Raw genomic sequence first — 24,015 nt, 5'->3', positions numbered from 1 at the left:
ACCTGGTTGCCAGTAGTCTGTGCAATCACAACTTTAATTGCTGTGGTACCAATATCAAAACCACCCGTCACGCCTGCGTTATTCATGCGTTGTGCCCCTTTACAAAATTATTTTTTATAAAATATACCTAATAATAATAATAGCATAAAATAGGTATCTTACGCCACCGATTATGGCGTTTGTGTCGTTTTCTCAGCCGCGTTTTTTTGCGGTTTATCCTGGGTCACCCCATACGCATGTGAGTAGGCCCCAAACTGCAAATCAACAATCCCTTTTTCAGGCATTTGGGCTGCAATGCCAGGATAATAACTAATCTTTTGACCAAACGTTTTGCTGGTCGCATACACTGTATTGCCATCATCCATAATAATTACCAAACGATGCGCATTGTCTTTATTAGGTGACAGCGTAATTTGACTGATATTTTGACGTAAGGTCAACTCCAGTCCAACAAAGCCTTGGACAACTTGTTGTAATTCTGATTGCGATTTAAACCCTGCATAAACTGGTGCATCCCCTTTTGCTGCAGCAACTTTTTGTTGCAGCCCATTACGATCCACCCCCAGCCACTGCCCATTTTGATATACATAACCAGCCGTAACTTTTTCAATTACTTTAATGGTCACATGCTGGCCGTTAACCGTGACTTGCGCTGCATCAACAGCTGGATTCTTTTGCAAAATACGTTGCACAATAAAATTGGTTTGCCCAGTCACACGCCAAAGCGGTGTGTTTTTCTTAATATTGGCATCTGCTTCAATTGCCGTTGCTGGAATTGTCGCTGATTGTACGGTGACAGTCTGAACAACTCGCCATGGTTGTAGCAACACAATCAAACTGATGATGACCAACACAAAGATTACCAAGTTCAGCCAAAATTGACGCGGTATCGATTTTTTTAATCGCATGTTGTTTGTTGCATCAGTCAAAATATCAATCTTTCTTTTCTGAAATTGCTGACAAAAGCAGCTGATACAAGCGATCGCCAGCATCTGGCATGCCAACCTTTGTGGCTTGTGCGGCCATCTTATCGCTCGTGGTCGTGTCTAATAATAATTGATCTGCTGCGGCAATAAGTGTCTGACCATTGAGTTCTGGTTCAGGAATAATTAGTGCTGCACCAGCATCGACTAAGCTTTTGGCATTCTTAGTTTGATGGTCGCCTGTGACGTGTAAGCTTGGGACCAAAATAGAAGGAATGCCCAACGCTGTAATTTCAGCAATTGATGTTGCCCCTGCGCGTGACACAATCGCTGTTGTTTGTGCCAAGACTTCTGGCATGTTATCAATATATGGCACAATGCGAATATTATCAGCTGCTGAGATACCTTGCGCTTGCAATAAGTTAATGACGTTATCATAGCGCTTGGGGCCAGTAACAATCACAATTTGATAAGGCCGTGTATTCAACTCATTCATCGCTTCGATAACTGCTAAGTTAATGGCTGGGGCACCTTGTGAGCCACCAAAAATCAACAATGTTGGCTTATCATCTCGCAAGCCCAGAGTTTGCCAAGAAAAAGTTGACTTCAATTGTGCAACTTGTTGCGCACGTGGATTACCGACTAAAGTCACTTTATCTGTGGGGAATTGGTCTTTTGCGACACTAAAAGCGACCCCAATCTTGGTTGCCCCACGTGCCAAAAATTTATTGGTCACGCCAGCGACTGAATTTTGTTCATGAATCACAGTTGGAATATGCATCCGTTGGGCCGCATAAACAACAGCACCGGCCACGTAACCACCTGTTCCAACCACAACATCTGGTTTGAACTCTTTAATAATCTTTTTTGACTGCTTCACTGCTTTCAAGAATAGCCGCACAGTTTGAATATTGTCCAGTGATAATGAGCGCCTGAATCCTTGAACGGCCAATTGCTTAAACGCCATGCCAGTTGGTGGGACAATATTGGCTTCGACCCCCCGTTCTGACCCAACATATAAAAATTCTGCATCCGGATCATGTTGCTTAATCACTTCTGCTAATGCTAAAGCTGGATAAATGTGGCCACCTGTGCCACCACCTGATAAAATTACACGCATATTATCGCCCCAAAACTTTCTTTAATTCACTTACAAATGCCTCACCGCGGATTTCAAAGTTATCATACTGATCCCAACTTGCTGCGGCCGGTGATAATAAGACCACATCGCCGGCTTGCGCCAAGGTGACAGCAAGTCTGGCCGCGGCGGCGACATCATCAACCGTTTGAACGGGTAGACCAGCCGCTTGGGCAACAGCAACAACCTTTTGTTGCGTTTCACCAAAGGCCACCACAGTTTTAACATGGGTCATATTTGGCAACAAACGTGTTAAGTCATCACCTCGATCTAGACCACCAGCCAACCAAATTGTGGGTTGGTCAAAACTATCCAACGCCGTTTGCGTCGCCTCAATATCTGTCGCTTTGGAATCATTGTAATACATTACTGCTTGGTCGGTAAACAAATATTCTAATCGATGCGCCACACCGCCAAATGACGCAAGCACTTGGCGAATTGCCTCATTTTCTACGCCGGCAAGTTTGGCTACTGTGACGGCCGCTAAGATATTTTCAAGATTATGTGGCCCAACCAGTTTAATGGCGGTCAGCGGCATCACAACTTGATCATCAATCACTAAATTGCCCGCTGTCGCTGCCACACGGTGACCCGATTGTGTCCGTGAAAAGGGTACCACTTGCGCAGCTGTATCTGCAGTAAACTGCGCTGTGTCTGGGCTATCAGCATTCAGCACCAACGTTTGCGCCGCCGTTTGATTTTGTGTCAATTGAAACTTTGCTGCGACATACTGTTCACGTGTACCATGATAATCCAAATGATTAGCAAAAATATTGGTGATTAAGGCAATATCTGGTTGGATATCCGGCACACCCATTAATTGAAAACTTGATAATTCTAATAGCAAGGTATCATCAGCAGTTAATGCAGGTACCACTTCACTCACTGGTGTTCCGATATTGCCGGCCGTCGTTACCCGTTGACCATCTGCTAATAACATGTCACGAATAAGTGACGTGGTAGTGGTCTTCCCATTTGAACCAGTAACAGCAATCAGACGGCCTTCAAACGAACTTAATGCGACTGCTACCTCGGTTAGTACAGGAATATCAAGAGCCATGGCACGTTGTACCAAAGCTGTGTCATAAGGAATACCAGGATTTTTGATCAAGTAATCAAATGATGCGTCCAGAGGTGTCGCCTCATCATGATTAATGAAAGTCACACCAGCAGCTTGTAACTGGTTAAAGGTGTCGTCCGGTGCAAAATCACCACCATTGACAACCGTCACTTGAGCACCCAGCGCCACAAGACGTTGGGCTGCTGCTTTACCAGAGCGCGCCCAACCAAATACCATCACTTTTTTATTGTTGAATGCTTGTGCCTTCATATTCTCCTGCTCCTTATTTTTTATGTACGTAGGCTAAATTGCCTACCTGTATTAATTCATGTAAAAGATGCCCGCAACTGCTAAGATCGCTGACACAATCCAAAATAGGGTGTCGATTTGCCATTCACTCCAACCAAACTTTTCAAATGAATGATGAATTGGGGCCATGGGGAAAATCCGCTTATGCCAGTAATGGTACCCGACCGTTTGAATAATGACGGATAATGTCTCAATCACAAAAATCAAACCGAACCAAACCAATGAGAATGGAATCCCCAATAAAATTGATTCCATGGCTAATCCAGCTCCTAATGCCAGCGAACCAGTATCGCCCATAAAAATTTTCGCCTTTGGCTTATTGAAAATTAAGAAACCAAGGAGCGCACCGATAACCGCAAAGTTAAAGATGACAATCGTTTGCTGATGCATGTTATTGGCAATGACCGCATAGGCCGCATAAACGACGATACTCGTTCCGGCAAGCAACCCATCCAGGCCGTCCGTCAAATTTGTGGCGTTTGACCAACCCACCAGCCAGAACCACAAAAAGATAAAGTAAAAGATACCCAAGTGCAGCGTACCAAGGAGCGGTACATACAACGTAAATGGCACGCCCATCGCCCACATCATGATCATAATCACAACGGCACTAATAGTTTGCGCCGCTAACTTTGGCTTAAAAGCAAAGCCTTCATCAGCACGTCGCACCATTTTCAAGGCATCGTCAATCCCACCAATCACCGCATAGGCGAGTAAAGCCATGACCGGTAATGACATGGCTGCCAAACCGGCAAACCCGGCTGTGGCACCTGCCCCAATCAAGGCACTCAACGCGGCAGCCGCGACAAACAATGCGCCACCCATACTTGGGGTACCGGCTTTGGCTTGATGATCCGGCCCTAAACGCCGAATCACGGCCTGTTCCTTAGATTGTTTTAAGAACTTAATTACCATCGGCATGAAAATTACCGTGACAATGAACGCTCGGGCTAAAGCCCATAAATTATCTGACATTTGCTCTCTCCTACTGCTTCTCTTTTAATGTGATGGCCACTTGACTGGTGTTGACAACCAATTGGTCTTTGGCAATGCTTTGACTCGTGACATAACCAGAACCTGTCCAAGTCAGTTTAAACCCTGCTGCATCAGCAAATGCTTGCGCATCAGTCAAACTCCAACCGGTCATATCAGGTAAATGAGTATTGCCTTTGGCCTTCAAAATAACAAGCTGATTGGTCAGTGACTTTTGATCTGGTAACAACGACTGTGCCGTAATGTTACCAGTTGACCCAACCACCGCCGTTCTAAAGCCTGCTTGTGTCATTGTGTCGGTCGCATCTTGAATGGATTGCCCCACCACATTAGGCACCGTTTGTTTGGTTGTTTTTGATTTTACCGCACTATCACTACTATTTAAAGCTTGCAGCATCAAAGGCTGAAAAACTTTGTTCATCGTGATTTGAATCGTGGGATCTGGGAAAACCTTTGGTTGCTGAACGGCCAAATAGAAAATATATTTTGGATTTTTTTCCGGTGCTAAGACCATCACCGAATGAATCGCGTTATTCAACCCTTGCAGATATTGCCCACCTTGTGAAATCTGGGCCGTTCCAGTCTTAGCCGCAATTTGATAGCCATATTTGCGCAAGTCAAATTCTTTGGCAGTCCCTGTTTTTTGATTAACAACATCAATCATGTACTTACGGACTTGTTTCGCCGTACTAGCTTTGATGGGACGCGCAACTTCGACCGTTTTGCCTTGTTCAACAACGGCACCGGTCGCTGGATTGACCACTTTATCCACAAAGTATGGTTTGATTTCCTTACCATCATTGGCGATAGCAGAATAGGCTTGTAACATTTGCAACGGTGTCACACTAATCCCTTGACCATACGCCGTATTGGCTTGGTCAATGGGATAATCAAATGAAATATTACCTGCTGACTCATTACTTAGCCCTGAATGTGTAGATTGTAAAAAGCGGAACTTTTCCAGATATTGGCGCCAAGTCGTTGCGCCTAACTTCTGCTCAACTTTGGCAAAGGCCACGTTTGAAGAACGCCAGAACCCCTCTCGATACGTTAGCACCCCTTGATTTTGACCAAAAGCATCGACCACTTTTTTGCCATCAATCAACAGTGTTCCTGATTGATAAGTGTCATCTGGCTGCCACTTACCTGTATCAATGGCGGCCGCCAGCGTGATGCCTTTCATCGTTGAACCAGGTTCAAATGGCCCTTGGTCTAATAGATTAGTCCAAAGCTTTGGGCTATCGTTTTTATCATTGGGATTAAAATTAGGCCGTTGGGTAGCTGCGACAATCCGACCCGTTTTTGCTTCCATCAACACCCCAACCGCTGACTCAGCTTTCGTTGTGGCAAACAGATCATCCATCCGTGTTTCTAATGTGTTTTGCAAATTATTATCTAACGTGAGATACACATCATTCCCATTTTGGACGGTTTGACTGCCCTTGGTGTTTTCTTTTTGGCCATCATACTGCTTAATGCCATTTTTACCCGCTAAAGTACTATTTTCAGCGGCTTCAATACCCATCAAACCTGACTGCACCATTTGGCCCGTTTGGGTATCCTGATTACTTTTCGTCATGCCGATTAAATGTGAGGCTGTGCTATCTTCAGGATAACTACGTGCCGCATGCGGCGTGAAGTTAATCCCTGGCAAATTCATTGCCTTAATTTTTTCATATTGGGCAATCGACAAATTTTTACTAGCTTGGCCTTTTGTTGAGATAAATTCAACTTGATAAGCTTTCTTTTCCAGACGCTTCAAAATTTCTGATTTGCTCATGTCAATGACTTGGCTTAACTTTTCAGCTGTCAGTTCCGGATCTTCAACGTGACCGGAACCCGCCACGTACTTGCCAGTCTTGGGGTCTTTGGTGCGTAATACTTTTTTGTCTAACACGGCATACATATCATAAACCGTTGTATTTTCAGCCAAGACATTACCCGACGCATCAAAAATGCGACCGCGGTTGGCTGGCACAATTTGTTTCGCCATAAAGGCTTGTCTGGTCGCATCGTTGAGGTTATGGCCGTCTACAGAACCACTTGCAATAATAAAAAGACGTATCCCGAGTCCGAGTGTCACAAGTATCATTGCCCCCAACAATACACCACCAAAAATTTTGGCGTTCTGTGTGACTCTTCTATTCGGTATACGTCTCACGTTTTTTTTCATCATTATTGGTTAACATTTCTAACGTTGCTATCTGATAATGTCATATCATACTTTTTAGCAACCTCGTCTAAGTTCTTTTTGCTTGTCTTACTTTGAATGTCACTACGTAACGCATCATTCGCCTGTTTTGTTTCATCAATTTGCGTTTGCATGACTTGCATGTTCGTACGCGCCGCATTAGCTTGCATACTTGAAAAGACAACGCCCACCATCAAAATCATTACCACGGCAGACACAAAAGCCACCATCATCCGTTCTTTTCTTGTCCAACGTGCAGGCTTGTATTTAATCCGTGTTTTAGGTTGTGATAGCGGTATAGCTTCCGCAGTCGTGGTATATTGATATGCATTTTGTGCCATATGCAGCTCCTAAATCTTATTGTCGTGCGATACCACGTAACTTGGCTGATTCTGACCGGTGATTGTCGGCCATCTCATCTTGACTAGGTAGTATTGGCTTGCGAGTTAACAATGTGTAATCGGCTTCAAATTGCCCTGGCAAAACGGGTAAGCCAGCAGGTAATTCGGGCGCGGTTGTCTTTTCACGAAACATTTGTTTAACGAGACGATCTTCTAACGATTGGAAGGTAATCACGCTAATGCGGCCATCGGGGGCCAATAAATCAATCGCTTGTGTCAAAGAATCTTCCAACGCACCTAATTCATCATTGACGGCAATGCGTAATGCTTGGAACGTACGTTTGGCCGGATGACCACCCTTACGTCGTGCTGGTGCTGGAATCGCTTCTTTGATAATGTCCACTAATTCAAACGTTGTATTGATTGGTCCGTTTTCCCGATGCTGCTCGATTTTACGTGCAATTTGCTTTGGGAAACGATCTTCGCCGTAACGGCTGAGAATACGTAATAAATCATTGAAAGGCCAGTCATTAACAATTGTTTTCGCCGTTAATGTTTGACGTTGATCCATCCGCATATCTAATTCAGCATCGTAATTATAGCTAAAGCCCCGTTGCCCATCATCAAATTGCACAGAACTCACGCCAAGATCATAAACAATGCCGTCAACGGCCGTGACACCACGTTCTGCTAATGCTGACTTGAGCGTTCGGAAATTTTGATGAATTAAGACCAGCTTACCGGCCGCAATTTCATCAGCATACAGTTTGGTGTTGTATTGAATCGCGGTGTCATCTTGATCAAAGCTATACAGCGTCCCAGTCGTTAACTGCTTTAGGATTTCACCTGTATGACCACCACCACCTAGTGTGGCATCCACGTAAAGACCGTCAGGTTTAATCTCAAGTAAGGCAACTGCCTCATGGAGGAGTACTGTGACATGTTCAAATTCTGACATTAAAACCTTCCTTTTCAACTAGAAGTCAAAATCAACTAGTCCTTCTGCAATCTCATCAAAGTTATCCGCCGTCGCTGATGTATAGGCTTGCCAACGTGCTGCTTGCCAGATTTCAAATGAATCACCGGAGCCGGTCACGATGACATCTTTTTCCAAACCAGCATATTCTCGCAAATTGGCCGGTACAATAATACGCCCTTGCTTATCAATTTCCGCTTCCATGGCACCAGCCAAAACAAAGCGTTTAAATTGGCGCGCTTCTTTTTTCCCTAAAGGGAGTTCATTTAATTGTGTTTCTAATTTTTCCCAGATAGGCATTGGCATGGCACGTAATGCGTGTTCCATCCAACGGGTGACAACAAACTTGTCGCCTAACTGATGACGAAATTTTGCCGGTATTATGAGTCGCCCTTTTGCATCGAGCGTATGTGAATATTCGCCCATGAACATAAGGACCACCCCCATTAAAAAATCTATACTATTAATTTACCACATTTACCCACTTCCCTCCACCTTATTCCCATTTTGTCACAATTTAGTAAATTTATGACACAAAAAAAGTACGACTATCCCTTGATAGTCGTACTTTCTGTCAAAGTGGGTGTCAGTGGGAGATAAACCCAAAAACGGTCACAATCATTAACAAAAATGCTGCAAATAGCCCACTCCAGACCCAAAATCGTCGCCAAAATAACCAAAGTGACCAGCGGTTACGTAACAAATACCAGGACAACACAATTCCAATGACACACCACCCCATCAGCATCCAGGCCCACCAACTCACACCAAAGCGTTCACCCATGGCAAAGTGCAGGCACAACCAAAGCGGGATGACTGCAAGATCTAACAGGCTAAACTGAAATTTGCCAACATGAAATTTACGATTAACCGTCAATGCGATAACCAAGATTATCACCGCGCCAACCGACCAAAACCACCATTGCATATCACTACCTCTATGTTCCTCATCTTAAACCAGAATACCGAAACTCCCCCAAAAAGGCAAGCCGCGGTCGTTTGTGAATTGCACCGCATGAAGAGATTATGTTAAACTAAATGGGAATAACTTTACGAGGTAGACTATGACTGACGAACAAACGCCGCGACCAACGAACGCCAAATTACAAGCTGAAATTGACGCGAAGCTCAACCAACACCGTATGCCAAAAATCGAACGCAAATCACGGACACGCATTGAAAAAATGACTTTAGTCATGGCGTGGTTAATGATCATTTTGATGATTGGTGGTGTCTTTTACGCCTCAATCAACGCCCTAGGTTGGTTATAATCACCACTAAAAAAAGCAGCTCACGCTGCTTTTTTTAGTGTCATCTGTTATTCAACTGCTAACAAATATGGGTATAGTGGTTGTTGACCGTCATGAATTTCAACTTCGAGATCGTCATCAATCGCTAAAATAGCTGCTGCTAACTTGTCAGCATCCTTTTGCTTGAGATCTTCTCCGAAAATAATTGTGACAATTTCAGAGTCGTCATCTAACATTTGGCTCACAGCTTCCAGCGCTGCATCATAGACTTTCTTGGTCACAACGGCAATATCGCCATCAAGAATGCCCAACCAATCACCATCATGAATTTCAACACCGTCAAGCACAGTGTCACGAACGGCTTGCGTAATTTGTGCAGACTTCACTTCAGCCATCGCAGCAGCCATTTCATCAGCATTTGTAGCCAAATCAGCGTCTGGATTATAACCCATCATTGCGGTCAAACCTTGTTGAATCGTCCGTGTCTTCACAACTTGTGCTGGGATGTCAACTAAATCAACTGCTTGTTCAGCGGCCATGAAAATATTGGAATTGTTTGGCAAGATAATTGCTTGCTTAGCGCCACTAGCTTCAATTGCCGCCACGATATCTGCTGTCGATGGATTCATCGTTTGGCCACCAGAAATGACTGTGTGTACGCCTAAGCTCTTAAAGAGTTCGGCCACACCGTCACCAGCCGCAATCGTAATAACCGCCGTATCTGAAACTGGTACATTGGCAGCAACCATTTTGGCCGCTTGGTTTTCTTCAGCACGTTGTGCGTCGATGACTGCTTGTTGTTGATCACGCATGTTATCAACTTTAACTTTCACCAAAGAACCAAAATGTGTGCCCCAACCAATCACTTCGCCTGGGTTTTCAGTATGCACGTGCACCTTAACGATTTCATCATCATTAATCACAAGTAAGGAATCGCCTAATTCGGCCAAATGATTATAGAAAGGTTCGTAATCAAATTCACGGTCAAAAGTTGTCCCTTTGCCGATCTGAACCATCACTTCAGTACAATAACCATATTCAATATCGTCAGGATCTAAATTACTGTTGGCTTGGGCGCCAGCGTGTAATTCCTTCACCATTTGATCCAACGCCGCATTGTCAGGGGCTTGCAAATCTTCTTCATTAAAGTTGCCACTCAACACTTGATAAAAGGCACGTAAAACAAAGACCAAACCTTGACCACCTGAATCAACAACGCCAACTTCTTTCAAAACTGGCAATAATTCAGGGGTGCTATCAAGGGCTGCTTGAGCTGCTTCATCCACAGCTTGCATGAGCACCACAACATCATCGGTTTCTTCAGCCACTTGATTAGCTTTGGCAGCTGCTTCGCGAATCACCGTCAAAATCGTCCCTTCAGTCGGCTTCATCACTGACTTGTAAGCGATTTTTGCCCCAGACATCAAAGCATCGGCCATATCACGCGCTGACAATGTTGCCTTGTCTTCGACCGCATTGGCAAAACCACGGAAAATTTGTGACAAAATGACGCCAGAATTCCCGCGCGCGCCCATCAATAACCCTTTTGATGTGGCCTTTGCCAAAGCACCAATATGGGTATCAAGCGCATCACGTTCATATTGGGCACCACTCGCCATGGACAGGCTCATGTTTGTGCCTGTGTCACCATCAGGTACGGGGAACACATTTAATTTATTAATTTTATCCGCATTGGCAGCTAATGACGCCGCTGCAGCGTTAATCATCTTACCAAATTCAACATTGGTAATGGTCGTTATCTTAGTCATGACACTCCTAGTCTGTGACGCGTACACCTTGAACAATCACGTTAACTTCTGTTGCGTGAATGCCAAGCAATGCGTCAAGATTATATCTCACTTTTCCTTGAACTGATTTTGAAATTTCTGATAATTTTGTGCCGTATTGTGCTACCAAGTAAACATCAACGCTCACACCGTTGTCTTCTTGATGCACCACAACACCTTTGGCGTAATTTTCACGATTCAAGATTTGGTTCATCCCATCACGAAAAGCGGCTTTTGAGGCCATGCCGACAACACCTGGATTTTCAATCGCTGAGCCACCCACGATCGTTGCAATGACATCATTTTCAATTGTGATGTCACCATTTTTAGCCTTAATTTTAATCGCCATAATTCATCGAACACGGCCAGTAACCACAATGCCTATTGCCATCGCGTTGACCGCGCATTTCCTCCTTAAAGGTTTACTGCTACTATTTTAACACATATCTCAACGCGAAACGTTTTCTTAGCAGTTATACCACATAAAAAAACCACCTAAATGGTGGTCGTTTTATGTCAGCCGTACTTGAATAATCAACCAAAACGACTGTCATCGTTTTGTCGATTATACGCGTTCGATTGAACCGTTCTTCAATCCGGCCTTCAAAGTACGCGCTGTTAAATAAACTTTCTTTGCAGGCGCACCATTAATCTTAACAGTCACTTTTTGCAAATTTGGCTTCCAGCTACGACGACTTGAGTTCAACGCGTGTGAACGTTGGTTACCAAAGCGTGTGCGTGCGCCTGTAATAGCATCTTTTGCCATGTTCGACCCTCCTTTTCGAGCCAATGATTTAAAAAAGCTCTTTCTACAACAATAGTAAATTTTACCAGGTTTTCGCAACTATGGCAAGTTATTTCGTATATTTCGCTAAAACATTTGCTAATTGGTCTTTTGTGTGGAAACCAGTCAAACGTTCAACCACTTCCCCATCCTTTTGAACAAGCAATGTTGGAATCGCGCGGATACCAAATTCAGCAGGTGTTTCAGGATTTTCATCGACATCCATTTTAACAAATTCCACGTTGTCGACTTCATCAGATAACGCTTCTAATACGGGTGATTGCATCCGACATGGGCCACACCAAGTTGCCCAAAAATCAGTAATTGTCACACCATTGGCGGTTGCCGCCTTAAAATCTGCATCTGAAATTGCTTTTACAGTCATTACTATTCCTCCTTAGTACCTGACAATCAAAAAAACATTAATCTTTTGATTGTGTCACCATAACAATACCAGTTTTGAAGCTGATATGCACAATATCTGCTTTAAATTCGTTAGATGACCACATTTTAGCCACATTATCGGTCAGTGATAACGGATACTTTGCGTCAATAATTTGAAAATCTTTGACGTCATTTAGCGGCATAAAACCAAGATACTTCGTCCCTGGTATTTGATGCACTTCCTTCTCACCAGGCTTCACATAACTCACCACATTTAAGCGATCAATAAATTGGGTTTTTTCGACAATCGCGTCAAAAACGGGGTTCGCCATCAACCATAAATTACTCAATAAATGGTCGACACGCCCACCCGTTGCCCCAAATACTTTGATTTGGTCTGGTTGCTGTCTTTGGGCGTATAGCAGTGCTAATTCCGTATCCGTTTCATCTTTTTCTGCTTGCACATGCATAATTTCATTGGCTTGTAAATGCGCTTGCAACGTCGCCAATTCAGCGTCTGTCAGCGAATCAAAGTCGCCAACCGCCATCATCATCGGGAGGCCACGTTCATATAAACGCCAAGCACCGCGATCCGCCCCAATCCATAAGCCTGGTTCTTGAAAGAGATCATCCGGCCAAAGTTCAGTTGGCGCGCCAGCTAAAATGTTAATTTGCATTATTTTGTCAAGGCTTTCAAACGGGCAATTTTGGCAGCTGGATCCACTTTATCATAAACATAAGAACCTGCAACAAAAACATTAGCCCCTGCTTCATAGGCCGCCACAACGGTTTCATCGTTGATACCACCATCAACTTGGATATCAAAGTCATAACCTAATTCATCACGCACTGCACGCAATTGGGCAATCTTTTCAAGTGTTGATGGCAAGAACTTTTGTCCCCCAAAGCCTGGGTTTACAGTCATGACCAATACTTGATCAACCATATCAAGCACGGGTTCAATGGCTAGAACGGGTGTTCCTGGGTTAATGACAACTTCCGCCTTAACGCCCTTGTTCTTAATCATTTGTAGGGCACGGTGAATGTGTGGCGTTGCTTCAACATGCACCCCGATGATGTCGGCACCGGCATCGGCAAATTCATCAACGATTTTTTCGGGATTCGTCACCATCAAATGTACATCTAAGACCATATCAGTCTCTGGACGGAGTTGCTTGACCCAGTTTGGTCCGTAAGAGATTGATGGCACAAAGTTACCATCCATGACGTCAATGTGTAAATATTCAGCACCAGCTGCTTCAACGAGCTTAACATCACGTTCCAAATTGGTATAGTCCGCGCTTAAAATTGATGGCGCAATAATTCCTGACATGCTTAATTCCTTCTTCCTAAAAGTTTCGATTATCTGTATTATATCTTGGCTTTTGCGCCTTAATCAGGTCGTAGAATGCCTTATAACTATTATACCGTGATTCCGCAATCGCGCCAATAGACACCGCTGCCTTCACGGCACACCCTGGTTCATTCAAATGGCGGCACCCACGGAAACGACAATCCTGTCGATAAGCGACAAATTCTGGGAAATAATTGTCGAGTTCATCAGCTGGAAAATCAAACACTTCATAGGATGAAAAACCTGGTGTGTCCGCAATTAAGGCGTCATCAACTTGAATTAACGTCACTTGACGCGTCGTATGTTTACCACGACTCAATGCTTTAGACACCTCACCTGTTGCCAAACCAAGTTCTGGTGACAAATGATTAAGTAGCGTTGATTTCCCAGCCCCTGTTTGCCCCATAAAGACGGCCACACGATGCGACAATGCTTGTTGCAATGCTGCAAAGGCCACATCTTCTGCGCCTGGTTGCGGCAAAATCACCGTGTAACCAATTTTACGATACGTCTCAGCAACTGCCATCGCTTGCTCAAATTCAGCCGGTGACAATAAATCGGACTTAGAAAAATAGATCAATGGTGTGACATTTGCCGCTTCCAAGGCAACCAACTGGCGATCCAGCAAGTTCGGTGCAAAATTTGGCTCCTTCAATGCCGTCACAATGACAGCCACATCAATATTGGCCACTGGTGGCCGTACTAAGGCATTTTCACGTGGATGAATCTTCCAGATCAATCCCTCATCATTTTCACTCTCAAAGTCGACAAAATCGCCCACCAGTGGTTTTTTTCCTGACTTACGGAATTCACCACGGGCACGCGTCCGTTCAACTGTCCCATCACTTGTTTGTATATCATAATAACCGCTTAACGAGCGGATAATTCGTCCTGTTTTCATAATGTTATTGTAACAAAAAAGCCGACCGTAATCGACTTGAATTTACTTCACTATCAGGCAAAGCGGTTATTTAGATGAGGCACTCGCACTACTGCTTGAAGTGCTACTTGATGAACTACTACTTGAGCTACTTGAACTGCTTGCACTACTGCTTGAGGCGCTGCTTGTATCTTGTGGCCCTTGTGAAATCGTCACTAACAAAACCATATCCTTGGTAATACTTGAACCACCTCGAATTGATTGACTGATCACATAATCTTTTTTCGTGTCCCCATCAAACTGGGTGTTAAAATTAACCACGATATTGTGCTGAGTTGCCCAATCTTGTACTTGTTGCTGGGTTGCCTTACCCGTGAAATCCGGCACAACAATCTTGACTGCACCAGTTGACACTGTAAAGACAACCGATGTTTGGGTTGGATCCACTTTGCCATTGGCATCAATTGACTGGGCAATAATCTTCCCAGCTGGCACATCATCTGATGGGATGCCTTCTTTCGTGATGGCATAGCCTTGGGCACGTAATTGCGCTGACGTTAAACTATAGTCAGTCCCAACATAGTCACCAAAACGCACCTTGGCGCGACCAGAAGACACAATCAAATTAATCGTATCGCCCTTGGTTGCTGCGGTTCCTGATGTTGGTGTTGTGCGCACCACATGACCTTCTGCAATGCTTTTAGACGTGGTCGAACTGACACTGCCAACTGTCAAACCTGCTCGCTTTAAGCGACTCGTAGCAGCGTCTTGACTCAAATTTGTCACATCAGGCACAGTCACCTTACTTGATTGATAATTTAAAAAGAAAATCCCAGCAATCGCCAAAACAAGTAAGCCCAGCACCACCCACGGCCATTTATGCGCCTTACGAAATTTAATCCCGTTAAATTTCAAAACGTGCCGAACATACGATGGTGTCCGGTCAACAATTTTGGCGATGTTTTTAATCGCGTAACCTTTTTTACCATATTCAATGATTGTATCGGTCACCGACGGTTCTTCCGGTGCTTCTTCTGGGAAAATTTTATCTGACGACACCCCTGTTTTGAGTTGGTCTTGAATTTGTGCCATCGGAATAATGCGCGTATCATCAGACGTTTCCGACATTGGCGCAAAGCGTTCTTCATCCGCACGACGTGCTGACAAGACTGAACTCAAGTCATCCGCCATCGCCGCTGCACTCATATAACGATCTTGTGGGCGTTTCGCCGTTGCCCTTAAAATCACGTTTTCCAAGGCTTGAGGAATTCGTGGGTCAAAGTCACGCACGGAGGGCATTTCCGCCGTTGCATGCTTCATCGCCACTGCAACCGGTGTGTCACCTTCATAAGGAACTTGCTTCGTGAGCATTTCATAAAGCATCACGCCCAACGCATAAATATCTGACTTAGCCGAGGCAAAGCCACCACGCGTTTGTTCAGGCGATAAATAATGGACTGAGCCGATAACCGTGTTAGTTTGCGTCAGTTCTTGCGATGACTTCGCCACAGCAATACCAAAATCCGTAATCTTCACGTCACCTTGTCGGTCAATTAAAATATTTTGGGGCTTCAAATCACGGTGAATAATATCAGCATCATGGGCAGCTTGTACGGCACTTAAAATTTGTAGCATAATATCAACAACTTGTTGATAAGGGATTGGGAAATTTTCGGCAATGAATGTTTTTAAATCCATGCCATCCACATATTCCATCACCAAATACTGCGTGCCTTCATATTCACCAGTATCATAAATCTGCACAATATTTTGATGCACTAGTTCAGTTGCCGCAATCGCTTCGCGCTTAAAACGTTCGACCAGATCAGTGTTGTTTTTCATATCCAGACGCATCATTTTAAGGGTCACGTCGCGGTCTAAAAATTCGTCGTGCGCCAAATAAACATTGGCCATACCACCACCACCAAGTGATTTGATGATTCTATAACGGTTGTCTGTCACTGTATCTGGTAACATATTTACTTTGTATCCTCTTCATTATCACGACTTACTAATAATGCCGTCACATTATCTGGGGCGCCATTACGATTTGCAGCCGAAATTAATTCATAAGCTCGCATATCAAGTGTTGTCGCTTGTTGCATAATGTCCGTCATCGTCCCGACATCAAGCACTTTGGTAATGCCATCAGAGGTTAAAAATAACATATCATTTGCGACAAATGGATATTGCGCAATCTCAATATCCGCACGGTCATCGACCCCAAGATAACGGGTCACACTATTAGCTTGCGCTAGGCGCTCAGCTTCTGCTTGACTCATAGTCCCTGCACGCACTAATTCATTCTTCAAGTTATGGTCACAAGAAATTTGCGTGAGTACCTGATCATGGAGTAAAAATGCTTTGGAATCGCCCAGATTGCCGAGCACGATTTGATCATCAAAAATGACCGCAATCAGCAAGGTTGTTGCCATCTGCTTCAAATCTTCAAAACGTTGACCCGCAGCTAAAATGGCTTGATTCTCTTGGTGCGTCGTTTCTTTTAGCCAATCAATTGTTGACTTCATGGTTTCAATTGTTGTTGTTTCCCAGGCATGTCCAAAATGTTCAACAGCCATCGCACTGGCGACCTCACCCCCACGAGTCGAGGTCACACCGTCAGCGACCATAACCATTAAACGACCGGCTTGATTGGTAAAGCCGCCAACATAGTCCTGATTTTCCTGGCGTTTGACACCAGAATCTGTATGAAATGCTACTTGCATAGGTTTCTTTTCTATCACATGCTATTTGCGTATTAGGCGTTTGTGCCTGATTTCTTCTTCAGCGTTGCCACGAAGAAACCATCAGTATGGTAATCGTTTGGATAGATATGCAGCACCGCTTCTTGTCGATCGGCTTTTAGATCATGCGCTGTTTGCGTTTTCACTAATTCGAACTCCGGATGCTTGGCTAGGAATTGCGCAATCACATCGTCATTTTCTTGACGTAAAATTGTGCAAGTGCTGTACACTATCATACCATTTTCAGCCACATTTTGGCTAACTGAATCCAGAATTTCGCCCTGCAAACGCGCTAAATTCTGGACATCTTCAAGGGTTTTGTCATAACGAATCTCAGGCTTGCGGCGTAATAAACCAAAGCCAGAACAAGGGGCATCGACTAAGATACGGTCAAACTTGGTTGCCACTTCAGTCGGCACTTTTCGTGCATCTAAGACTTGTGTGGCAATGCGGTCTGCCACTTGCAAACGCGTTGCATTTTGTTCAATGAGTTTAATTTTATGTGGATGCACATCAAGGGCCAAAATTTGAGCATCATCAGCCACTAAGGCCGCAATTTGTGTTGTTTTCCCGCCAGGCGCTGCCGCGGCGTCCAAAACATTTTTGACTGCTGGCGTTAAGTGCATGCTTTCAACTGGTAACATGGCACTTTCATCTTGTAGTGTTAACCAGCCTTTTTGATAAGCCGTTGAACTTGCCACATGCCCACCAGACACAATGTACGCATGATCCGCAACTTGTGATGGTGTCGCGGTCATATTTTCGGCCGCCAATGACGCCACCACTTCTTCACCAGTTGCCAGCACTGTGTTAACACGCACTGATTGCATGGGCGCATCATTAATTGTGGCCACAAGGGCGCGCGTCGCAGCTTCACCATTTTGGGCTACCAATTCGTTAATCAACCAAACTGGTAAGCTCGCTTCAACAGACAAGCGCGCAATCGGATCAGCAATTGCCGCTGTATCCGGCAAGCCTTGGCGACTAATATTGTGCAAAATCGCCGTGACAAATTTAGCCGTGCCCACATGTCCCAAAATTTTAGCGACTTCAATGGATTCATTAAAAATCGCGTGTTGGGGAATTTTTTTCAAATATTGCATTTGAAAAAGCGCTGTATACAATAATTCGCGCACCCAGGGATTGAGTTTTTTGTCACCGACAAATGGCGCTAACCAATACTCAAAAGTCAACCGGTGTTGAATCACACCATAGACCAACGTCGTTAACAACCGTTTATCCGCTTCACCGAGCTGGTGTTGCTTGATCACCTGATTTAATTGTAAGTTGGAATAAGCACCATTCTTAATTTTAGCCAGCGTTTGAACGGCTAAAACACGTGGGTTATTGCTATAAACACGTTTATCACTCATGAATTGGTTCCTCTGCCCATAAATCACCGCTCGTCAATTGACTCCCTGCGCCATTCAAATACGCTTGGCTTGACATCACAGATTTTCCGGCTGGTTGTAATTGATCAATACGCAAAACGGAGTGATCAGCTGCTGCAATGGTTAACATTTTTTTAGTACGCGCAACCACGTGCCCTGGTGCGACATCTGTTGTTTCTGGTAATGGCGTGACTTGAATTAACTTCACACGTTGACCAGCTACCTGAACATAGGCAGGATGTGTTGGATAAAGACCGCGAATGTGCCAATCCAACTGTTGCGCTGTTTCTTGGGTAAAGTTTAAGTTTTGTTGCGCACGGGTAATATTTGGCGAGATACTTACCGCCGCTTCGTCTTGTGGCACGGGCGCAATCGCGCCAGCCGCAATTTTAGGTAAGGTTGCCAGCAGCAAGTCGCGCCCAGCCAAACTGAGCTTGTCAAACATTGTACCAACATTATCTTGAGCTGTAATCGGTACTTTGACCACGTCAATCACATCCCCAGCATCCATTTGCTTGACCATATACATGATTGACACACCAGTTTCCGTGTCACCATTCATAATCGCATAATGCACGGGTGCCCCACCACGATATTTTGGTAATAATGAGGCGTGGGTATTGACCGCCGCGATTTGGGCGGCGTCTAGGAGTGCCGTTGGCAAAAACTGGCCAAACGCAGCCGTAATGATGAAGTCTGGCGCTAAAGCCACGATTTGAGCCATTTCATCAGAATTATTCATCTTTTCAGGTTGCAAAACTGGCAAATCATGCGCCTGTGCCGCCACCTTCACTGGACTTGGTGTCAGCACCCGTTTACGCCCTTGCGGGCGATCTGGTTGCGTAACCACGGCCTGCACATCGTATTGTGGATCTGCAATTAATGCTTCTAAAATTGGTACGGCAAAGGTTGGCGTACCCATGAATACAACGGAGTAAGTCATATTTGTTCTCTTTTCTTATCTAAATATCACGTCAACTCACCTGTTAACGTCGTGCTATCTTATTTGTCTAACCAAGATAGCTTGTTACACGAAAAAATACTCGTTATAACGAGTATTTTGATGTCCAATAGTCATTATAACATAAATTCTGTAACGTATTTGTCACATAAACGAGACTGGGTCGCGATCGATGCTCAACTGCAACCCGTCTTTGACCTTTTGCGCACGATGCTGTAATTCATCGAGCAAACTGTCCACACTATCACGTTTTTTTAATTTAAGAATAATTTGGAAGTAATAACGATTGCGGAGCTTGGCAATCGGCTTAGGCGATGGGCCGAGAATGATCACATCGTCGCCAACGCGGCGTCGCAGCCATTTCGCAATTTGAAACATTTGCTTAGCCGTTTCATTTTCGTCGCTGTGGCTGGCTTGAATCTGCACGGTGTAATAATACGGTGCATAATTGCCAGCATGACGTACCGCCATCTCTTGGCGATAAAACCCTTCGTAATCATGTTGCTGGGCATACGTAATGGCATAGTGCTGCGGATTAAACGTCTGCACAATCACTTCACCCGCTTTTTGACCACGCCCCGCCCGACCACTGACTTGTGTCAGTAGTTGGAAGGTGCGTTCACTAGCATGAAAATCAGGTAGCCCTAAAGCCGTATCGGCATTCAACACCCCAACCAAGGTCACATCAGGAAAATCTAACCCTTTGGCAATCATCTGAGTCCCCAGTAAAATATCGGCTTCGTGTGCCCCGAATTGTTGGAGCATGCGATCCATGCTCCCTTTCCGACGAGTCGTATCTTGGTCCATGCGTAACACGCGTGCTTCCGGTAAAATTTCTGCTAATTCAGCTGCTACCTTTTCCGTTCCTGTGCCGTAATAGCGAATACGTTGTGAACCACAACTTGGACAACGTTGCGGAATCGCTTCTTCATGCCCACAATAATGACATTTCAGGGTATGTGAGTCCATATGCAGCGTCATGGCCAAATTACAATTAGGGTCGCGCGGCACATAGCCACAGTCGCGACACATGACAAAACTTGAAAATCCGCGCTTATTCAACATCAGCACTGATTGCTCACCACGTGCCAACCGATCCTTTAATTTTTCAAGTAATGGTGCTGAAAAATTGGTCTCCGGTCCATCGGCAAGCATGGTCTTCATGTCAACAATCGTAACAGGTGGTAAACTGGCCCCACCCGCACGCTGCGTCAGTTGCAAATGTTGATAAACCCCGCGCTGGGCACGGGCTCGACTTTCTAATGATGGCGTTGCTGAACCCAAAATCACCGGAATTTGATGATATTTGCCGCGCCATAGCGCAACATCACGCGCATGATAGCGTGGGTTATCTGTTTGCTTATACGTTGTTTCGTGTTCCTCATCAACAATAATCAAACCGAGATTAGTCAATGGCGCAAAAACTGCAGACCGTGCCCCAACCACGATTTTCACATCGCCACGTTCAATGCGACGCCATTCATCATAACGTTCGCCATCAGACAAGCCAGAATGTAGCACGGCTGTCTGCGCCCCAAAACGCGACTTCACACGGCGCACCATTTGTGGGGTTAGCGCAATTTCTGGGACTAAAAATAATACGGTTTGGCCTTTATCAAACACATGCTGGGCCGCCTGGAGATAAACTTCTGTTTTCCCAGAACCGGTAATCCCTTCTAGCAAAAATGGCTGGTATTGTCCAGTATCAGCTGCTGAGGTGATTTGGTCAAAAGAGGTTTGTTGTTCCGCATTAAGATGTAATGTTTGTGACGGCGCAATTGTCATCGTTGCAAATGGATCCCGCAATTGTTCAACTTGCTGTTTGGCCAACCATTGTGCTTGAACAGCTTGATTGAGTGTTGCGGCACTCACAGCCAATTGTTCTTGCAAGTCTTTTTTCAACCACGTTTCGCCTAAATGTCCCAAAATAAACTGGAGTAAGGCTGCTTTTTTCTTGGCGGTACGCGGTAATTCAGCATATGCCGTTTCTAACAGGTCGACATCATCACTTAACCGATAAGCCAACTGTGTTTTAACTTTTGCGCGATTACTAACGGTGATTGATTGTTCAATGCGATGCGTCCGCCGTAGCTGTGCAAATTTTGCAATGTCGTCATGAGACCAGTCACTAGCACGAAAGGTTATTTGGTCCAGCCCGCGAAACAAGCGATCCCGAACATCATCATCGACCTCATCAACCAACGTCAAAACCCGATCATAACTGGCTTTTAAGGCGTTTGGTAGCATGGTTTGTAACACCGAGATTCTAAAGGCGAAAGTTTCTTGCGCTAAATCACTGGAAAGCGTCAGTAATTCCGTATTGAGCACTGGTGTTAAGTCTAGTATCTGCGCAATTGGTCGCAGATTAGCCACCGTCTCTGGCGGCGTCTCTTGAAGCGCCACCACAAAGCCCATCACGTTGCGCGCCCCAAAAGGTACATCGACTCGCATACCTGGTTGTAGCGTGTCCTGCATGGCTTCTGGGATCAAATACGTGTAGGGTTGATTCGTTTGCATTGTGGGCACATCCACAATGATTTGTGCATAACGTTGATTTGTCATACTTTAATTGTATCAGACGTGGCAAATCTCTGGCAGGCTCCTGCCTAATAAAAAAACCAACAATCATGTTGGTTTTTACATCGTGATATGTGATTCAATCCATGACCAAACTTGGTCTTTACCGTACTTCGTTTCTGATGAGAAGAATAAGAAATCACTATCTTCTTCGTCAAATCCTAACGTGCGCTTAATATTGGCTTCGTATTTGTTAAACTTACTTTTTGAAATTTTATCGGCCTTTGTTGCCACAACCAAAACCGGAATATTATAGTAGTGTAACCACTCATACATCGCAATATCATCCGCACTAGGATCATGGCGGGCATCAACTAAGCTAATCACACCACGCAATTGCTTACGCGACGTGATATATTCCTCAATCATCTGACCAAAAGCTTCACGTTGCTTCTTGGACACTTTGGCATAGCCGTACCCAGGCACGTCGACGAAATACAGTTGGTCTTCGACATTATAAAAATTAAGCGTTTGCGTCTTACCTGGCTGTGACGACGTGCGGGCAAAATTTTTACGCTGAATCAACGTATTTGTCAAAGATGACTTACCGACATTTGAGCGACCAACTAAAGCAATTTCCGGCTTACCATCCGTTGGGTATTGGGCGGCTGACACCGCACTCATGACCATTTCAACATTGTGTACATCCATGATTAGTCCACCTTCTTCAAATGCAATTCTGGTTGCGCGCCATCCAACACTGAGGCCTTGGTAATAACAACTTTTGCCACATCGTCACGACTTGGAATATCAAACATCACATCTTTCATGACGTGTTCAATAATTGAACGCAACCCACGTGCACCAGTATGCCGCTTAATAGCCAATTCAGCCATCGCTTCTAACGCATCTGGTTGGAATTCTAGTGCCACATCATCTAAGCCCAAAAGTGCTTGGTATTGCTTAATCAAGGCGTTTTTTGGTTCTGTTAAAATGCGCACCAAATCAGACACCGTCAATTCATCCAAAACCGTCACAATTGGCAAGCGACCAATAAATTCTGGAATCAAACCAAACTTGATTAAGTCTTCTGGTTGCACATATTTGAGAATATTGTCATCGTCCAACGCTGCGGCATTTTCATTAGCATGCGATCCAAAGCCAATCACACGTTCACCCAAACGTTCCTTGATAATCGTATCAATCCCAGCAAATGCCCCACCAACAATAAACAAAATGTTAGTTGTATCGACTTGAATCAATTCTTGTTGCGGATGCTTACGCCCACCTTGAGGTGGCACACTGGCAATCGTGCCTTCAAGCATCTTTAGCAAAGCCTGTTGCACCCCTTCACCTGACACATCACGCGTAATCGACACATTTTCTGACTTTTTGGCAATCTTGTCAATTTCATCCACGTAAATGATACCACGTTGAGCAGCCTCAATATCAAAGTTAGCAGCTTGGAGCAACTTCAAAATAATATTTTCAACGTCTTCACCGACATAACCGGCTTCCGTCAAGGTTGTGGCATCCGCAATAGCGAATGGGACGTTCAAAATGCGCGCCAAACTTTGGGCCAAATACGTCTTTCCTGAACCAGTTGGCCCAATCAAAGCAATATTTGACTTTTGCAATTCAACATCAGTCGTGGGCGCAAAGTGTTCATTAATGCGCTTATAGTGATTATAAACCGCCACGGCCAATGTCTTCTTCGCATCTTCTTGACCAATAACATAATCATTTAATTGTGCCACAATTACATGTGGGGTAGGCAATGACAAAGCGGTAACTGCTTGTTCAACCGTCAATTCTTCATTGATAATATTTTGAGCCAAAGCCACACATTCATTACAAATATAAATATCGTTTGGCCCAGCGACAATATTGTTGACTTCACTCGCAGATTTGCCACAAAAACTACAATAAATTTCTTCTTCAAAACCTGGTGTCTGCGCCATATTTTTTACCTTTAAATATAATAGTTCAAAACAATTTTTAACCTATAGTCAATAATATCTATTTTAAGAGA

At 44.5% G+C, this 24,015-nt stretch carries 24 protein-coding genes; 1 reads left to right on the top strand and 23 read right to left on the bottom strand.

The features are described from left to right. Positions 1-170 precede the first annotated feature (170 nt). From ACW12G_RS01495 to ACW12G_RS01455, 9 genes are all read right to left on the bottom strand, one after another. On the bottom strand, positions 171-908 hold the full coding sequence (locus ACW12G_RS01495) for a cell division protein FtsQ/DivIB (protein ID WP_455647104.1): 738 nt from the start codon (positions 906-908) through the stop codon (positions 171-173). Positions 909-933: 25 nt separating this feature from the next. Continuing rightward, positions 934-2,043, bottom strand: a complete 1,110-nt coding sequence (gene murG / locus ACW12G_RS01490) for an undecaprenyldiphospho-muramoylpentapeptide beta-N-acetylglucosaminyltransferase (protein ID WP_147000660.1) — start codon at positions 2,041-2,043, stop codon at positions 934-936. Between the two features lies 1 nt (position 2,044). Further along, entirely contained in the window at positions 2,045-3,391 is a 1,347-nt protein-coding gene (murD, locus tag ACW12G_RS01485) for a UDP-N-acetylmuramoyl-L-alanine--D-glutamate ligase (protein ID WP_182056147.1), read from the bottom strand. 51 nt (positions 3,392-3,442) lie between these two features. Beyond that, positions 3,443-4,405 carry a phospho-N-acetylmuramoyl-pentapeptide-transferase gene (mraY, locus tag ACW12G_RS01480; RefSeq protein ID WP_019041048.1) on the bottom strand — a complete coding sequence of 321 codons (963 nt, stop codon included), beginning with the start codon at positions 4,403-4,405 and terminating at the stop codon, positions 3,443-3,445. 10 nt (positions 4,406-4,415) lie between these two features. Beyond that, positions 4,416-6,596 (bottom strand): penicillin-binding transpeptidase domain-containing protein, encoded by a 2,181-nt coding sequence (locus ACW12G_RS01475; protein ID WP_455647105.1) that lies wholly within the window; start codon positions 6,594-6,596, stop codon positions 4,416-4,418. Positions 6,597-6,598: 2 nt separating this feature from the next. Beyond that, complete coding sequence (locus ACW12G_RS01470) at positions 6,599-6,955, bottom strand: cell division protein FtsL (protein ID WP_146976463.1); 357 nt, start codon at positions 6,953-6,955, stop codon at positions 6,599-6,601. 16 nt (positions 6,956-6,971) lie between these two features. Then, the gene (gene rsmH, locus ACW12G_RS01465) at positions 6,972-7,913 is read right to left on the bottom strand and encodes a 16S rRNA (cytosine(1402)-N(4))-methyltransferase RsmH (RefSeq protein ID WP_455647103.1); all 942 of its coding nucleotides are present in this window, start codon (positions 7,911-7,913) and stop codon (positions 6,972-6,974) included. Between the two features lie 18 nt (positions 7,914-7,931). Beyond that, positions 7,932-8,363, bottom strand: a complete 432-nt coding sequence (gene mraZ, locus ACW12G_RS01460; protein ID WP_010001972.1) for a division/cell wall cluster transcriptional repressor MraZ — start codon at positions 8,361-8,363, stop codon at positions 7,932-7,934. 154 nt (positions 8,364-8,517) lie between these two features. Beyond that, on the bottom strand, positions 8,518-8,859 hold the full coding sequence (locus ACW12G_RS01455) for a hypothetical protein (RefSeq protein ID WP_029509119.1): 342 nt from the start codon (positions 8,857-8,859) through the stop codon (positions 8,518-8,520). 136 nt (positions 8,860-8,995) lie between these two features. On the opposite strand from ACW12G_RS01455, the gene ACW12G_RS01450 reads away from it, so the two are divergent. Further along, positions 8,996-9,202: a DUF4044 domain-containing protein gene (locus ACW12G_RS01450; RefSeq protein WP_010001974.1), complete on the top strand. Its 207-nt coding sequence runs from the start codon at positions 8,996-8,998 to the stop codon at positions 9,200-9,202. 47 nt (positions 9,203-9,249) lie between these two features. On the opposite strand, the gene ACW12G_RS01445 is transcribed toward ACW12G_RS01450, so the two are convergent. The 14 genes from ACW12G_RS01445 to clpX form a co-directional block, all read right to left on the bottom strand. Further along, positions 9,250-10,950, bottom strand: a complete 1,701-nt coding sequence (locus tag ACW12G_RS01445) for a DAK2 domain-containing protein (RefSeq protein WP_068850344.1) — start codon at positions 10,948-10,950, stop codon at positions 9,250-9,252. Positions 10,951-10,957: 7 nt separating this feature from the next. Further along, positions 10,958-11,317, bottom strand: a complete 360-nt coding sequence (locus ACW12G_RS01440; protein WP_029509114.1) for an Asp23/Gls24 family envelope stress response protein — start codon at positions 11,315-11,317, stop codon at positions 10,958-10,960. Positions 11,318-11,533: 216 nt separating this feature from the next. Continuing rightward, on the bottom strand, positions 11,534-11,734 hold the full coding sequence (gene rpmB / locus ACW12G_RS01435) for a 50S ribosomal protein L28 (RefSeq protein WP_010001978.1): 201 nt from the start codon (positions 11,732-11,734) through the stop codon (positions 11,534-11,536). Between the two features lie 88 nt (positions 11,735-11,822). Next, on the bottom strand, positions 11,823-12,137 hold the full coding sequence (gene trxA / locus ACW12G_RS01430) for a thioredoxin (RefSeq protein ID WP_010001979.1): 315 nt from the start codon (positions 12,135-12,137) through the stop codon (positions 11,823-11,825). A gap of 37 nt (positions 12,138-12,174) precedes the next feature. Further along, positions 12,175-12,813 carry a thiamine diphosphokinase gene (locus ACW12G_RS01425; protein ID WP_029509112.1) on the bottom strand — a complete coding sequence of 213 codons (639 nt, stop codon included), beginning with the start codon at positions 12,811-12,813 and terminating at the stop codon, positions 12,175-12,177. Then, positions 12,813-13,469 carry a ribulose-phosphate 3-epimerase gene (gene rpe, locus ACW12G_RS01420; protein WP_029509111.1) on the bottom strand — a complete coding sequence of 219 codons (657 nt, stop codon included), beginning with the start codon at positions 13,467-13,469 and terminating at the stop codon, positions 12,813-12,815. Before rpe ends, ACW12G_RS01425 begins: the two co-directional genes overlap by 1 nt. A gap of 16 nt (positions 13,470-13,485) precedes the next feature. After that, the gene (gene rsgA / locus ACW12G_RS01415) at positions 13,486-14,391 is read right to left on the bottom strand and encodes a ribosome small subunit-dependent GTPase A (protein WP_147000663.1); all 906 of its coding nucleotides are present in this window, start codon (positions 14,389-14,391) and stop codon (positions 13,486-13,488) included. Positions 14,392-14,457: 66 nt separating this feature from the next. Further along, complete coding sequence (gene pknB / locus ACW12G_RS01410; RefSeq protein ID WP_455647102.1) at positions 14,458-16,347, bottom strand: Stk1 family PASTA domain-containing Ser/Thr kinase; 1,890 nt, start codon at positions 16,345-16,347, stop codon at positions 14,458-14,460. Positions 16,348-16,349: 2 nt separating this feature from the next. Next, positions 16,350-17,096, bottom strand: a complete 747-nt coding sequence (locus ACW12G_RS01405; protein WP_455647101.1) for a protein phosphatase 2C domain-containing protein — start codon at positions 17,094-17,096, stop codon at positions 16,350-16,352. 32 nt (positions 17,097-17,128) lie between these two features. Further along, positions 17,129-18,487, bottom strand: a complete 1,359-nt coding sequence (gene rsmB / locus ACW12G_RS01400; RefSeq protein ID WP_455647100.1) for a 16S rRNA (cytosine(967)-C(5))-methyltransferase RsmB — start codon at positions 18,485-18,487, stop codon at positions 17,129-17,131. Then, the gene (fmt, locus tag ACW12G_RS01395; RefSeq protein WP_455647099.1) at positions 18,480-19,448 is read right to left on the bottom strand and encodes a methionyl-tRNA formyltransferase; all 969 of its coding nucleotides are present in this window, start codon (positions 19,446-19,448) and stop codon (positions 18,480-18,482) included. The genes rsmB and fmt overlap by 8 nt, the downstream gene beginning before the upstream one ends. Positions 19,449-19,610: 162 nt before the next feature. Beyond that, positions 19,611-22,028, bottom strand: coding sequence for a primosomal protein N' (gene priA, locus ACW12G_RS01390; RefSeq protein WP_455647098.1), 2,418 nt, complete (start codon positions 22,026-22,028; stop codon positions 19,611-19,613). Between the two features lie 75 nt (positions 22,029-22,103). Next, positions 22,104-22,694, bottom strand: a complete 591-nt coding sequence (gene yihA / locus ACW12G_RS01385; RefSeq protein WP_048700042.1) for a ribosome biogenesis GTP-binding protein YihA/YsxC — start codon at positions 22,692-22,694, stop codon at positions 22,104-22,106. A gap of 2 nt (positions 22,695-22,696) precedes the next feature. Next, positions 22,697-23,944: an ATP-dependent Clp protease ATP-binding subunit ClpX gene (gene clpX / locus ACW12G_RS01380; protein ID WP_455647097.1), complete on the bottom strand. Its 1,248-nt coding sequence runs from the start codon at positions 23,942-23,944 to the stop codon at positions 22,697-22,699. Positions 23,945-24,015: the final 71 nt, after the last annotated feature.

The organism is Leuconostoc sp. (assembly GCF_965300815.1).
Note: the sequence above shows the minus strand (reverse complement) of the source record. Positions and strands in the feature narration are given on the sequence as shown.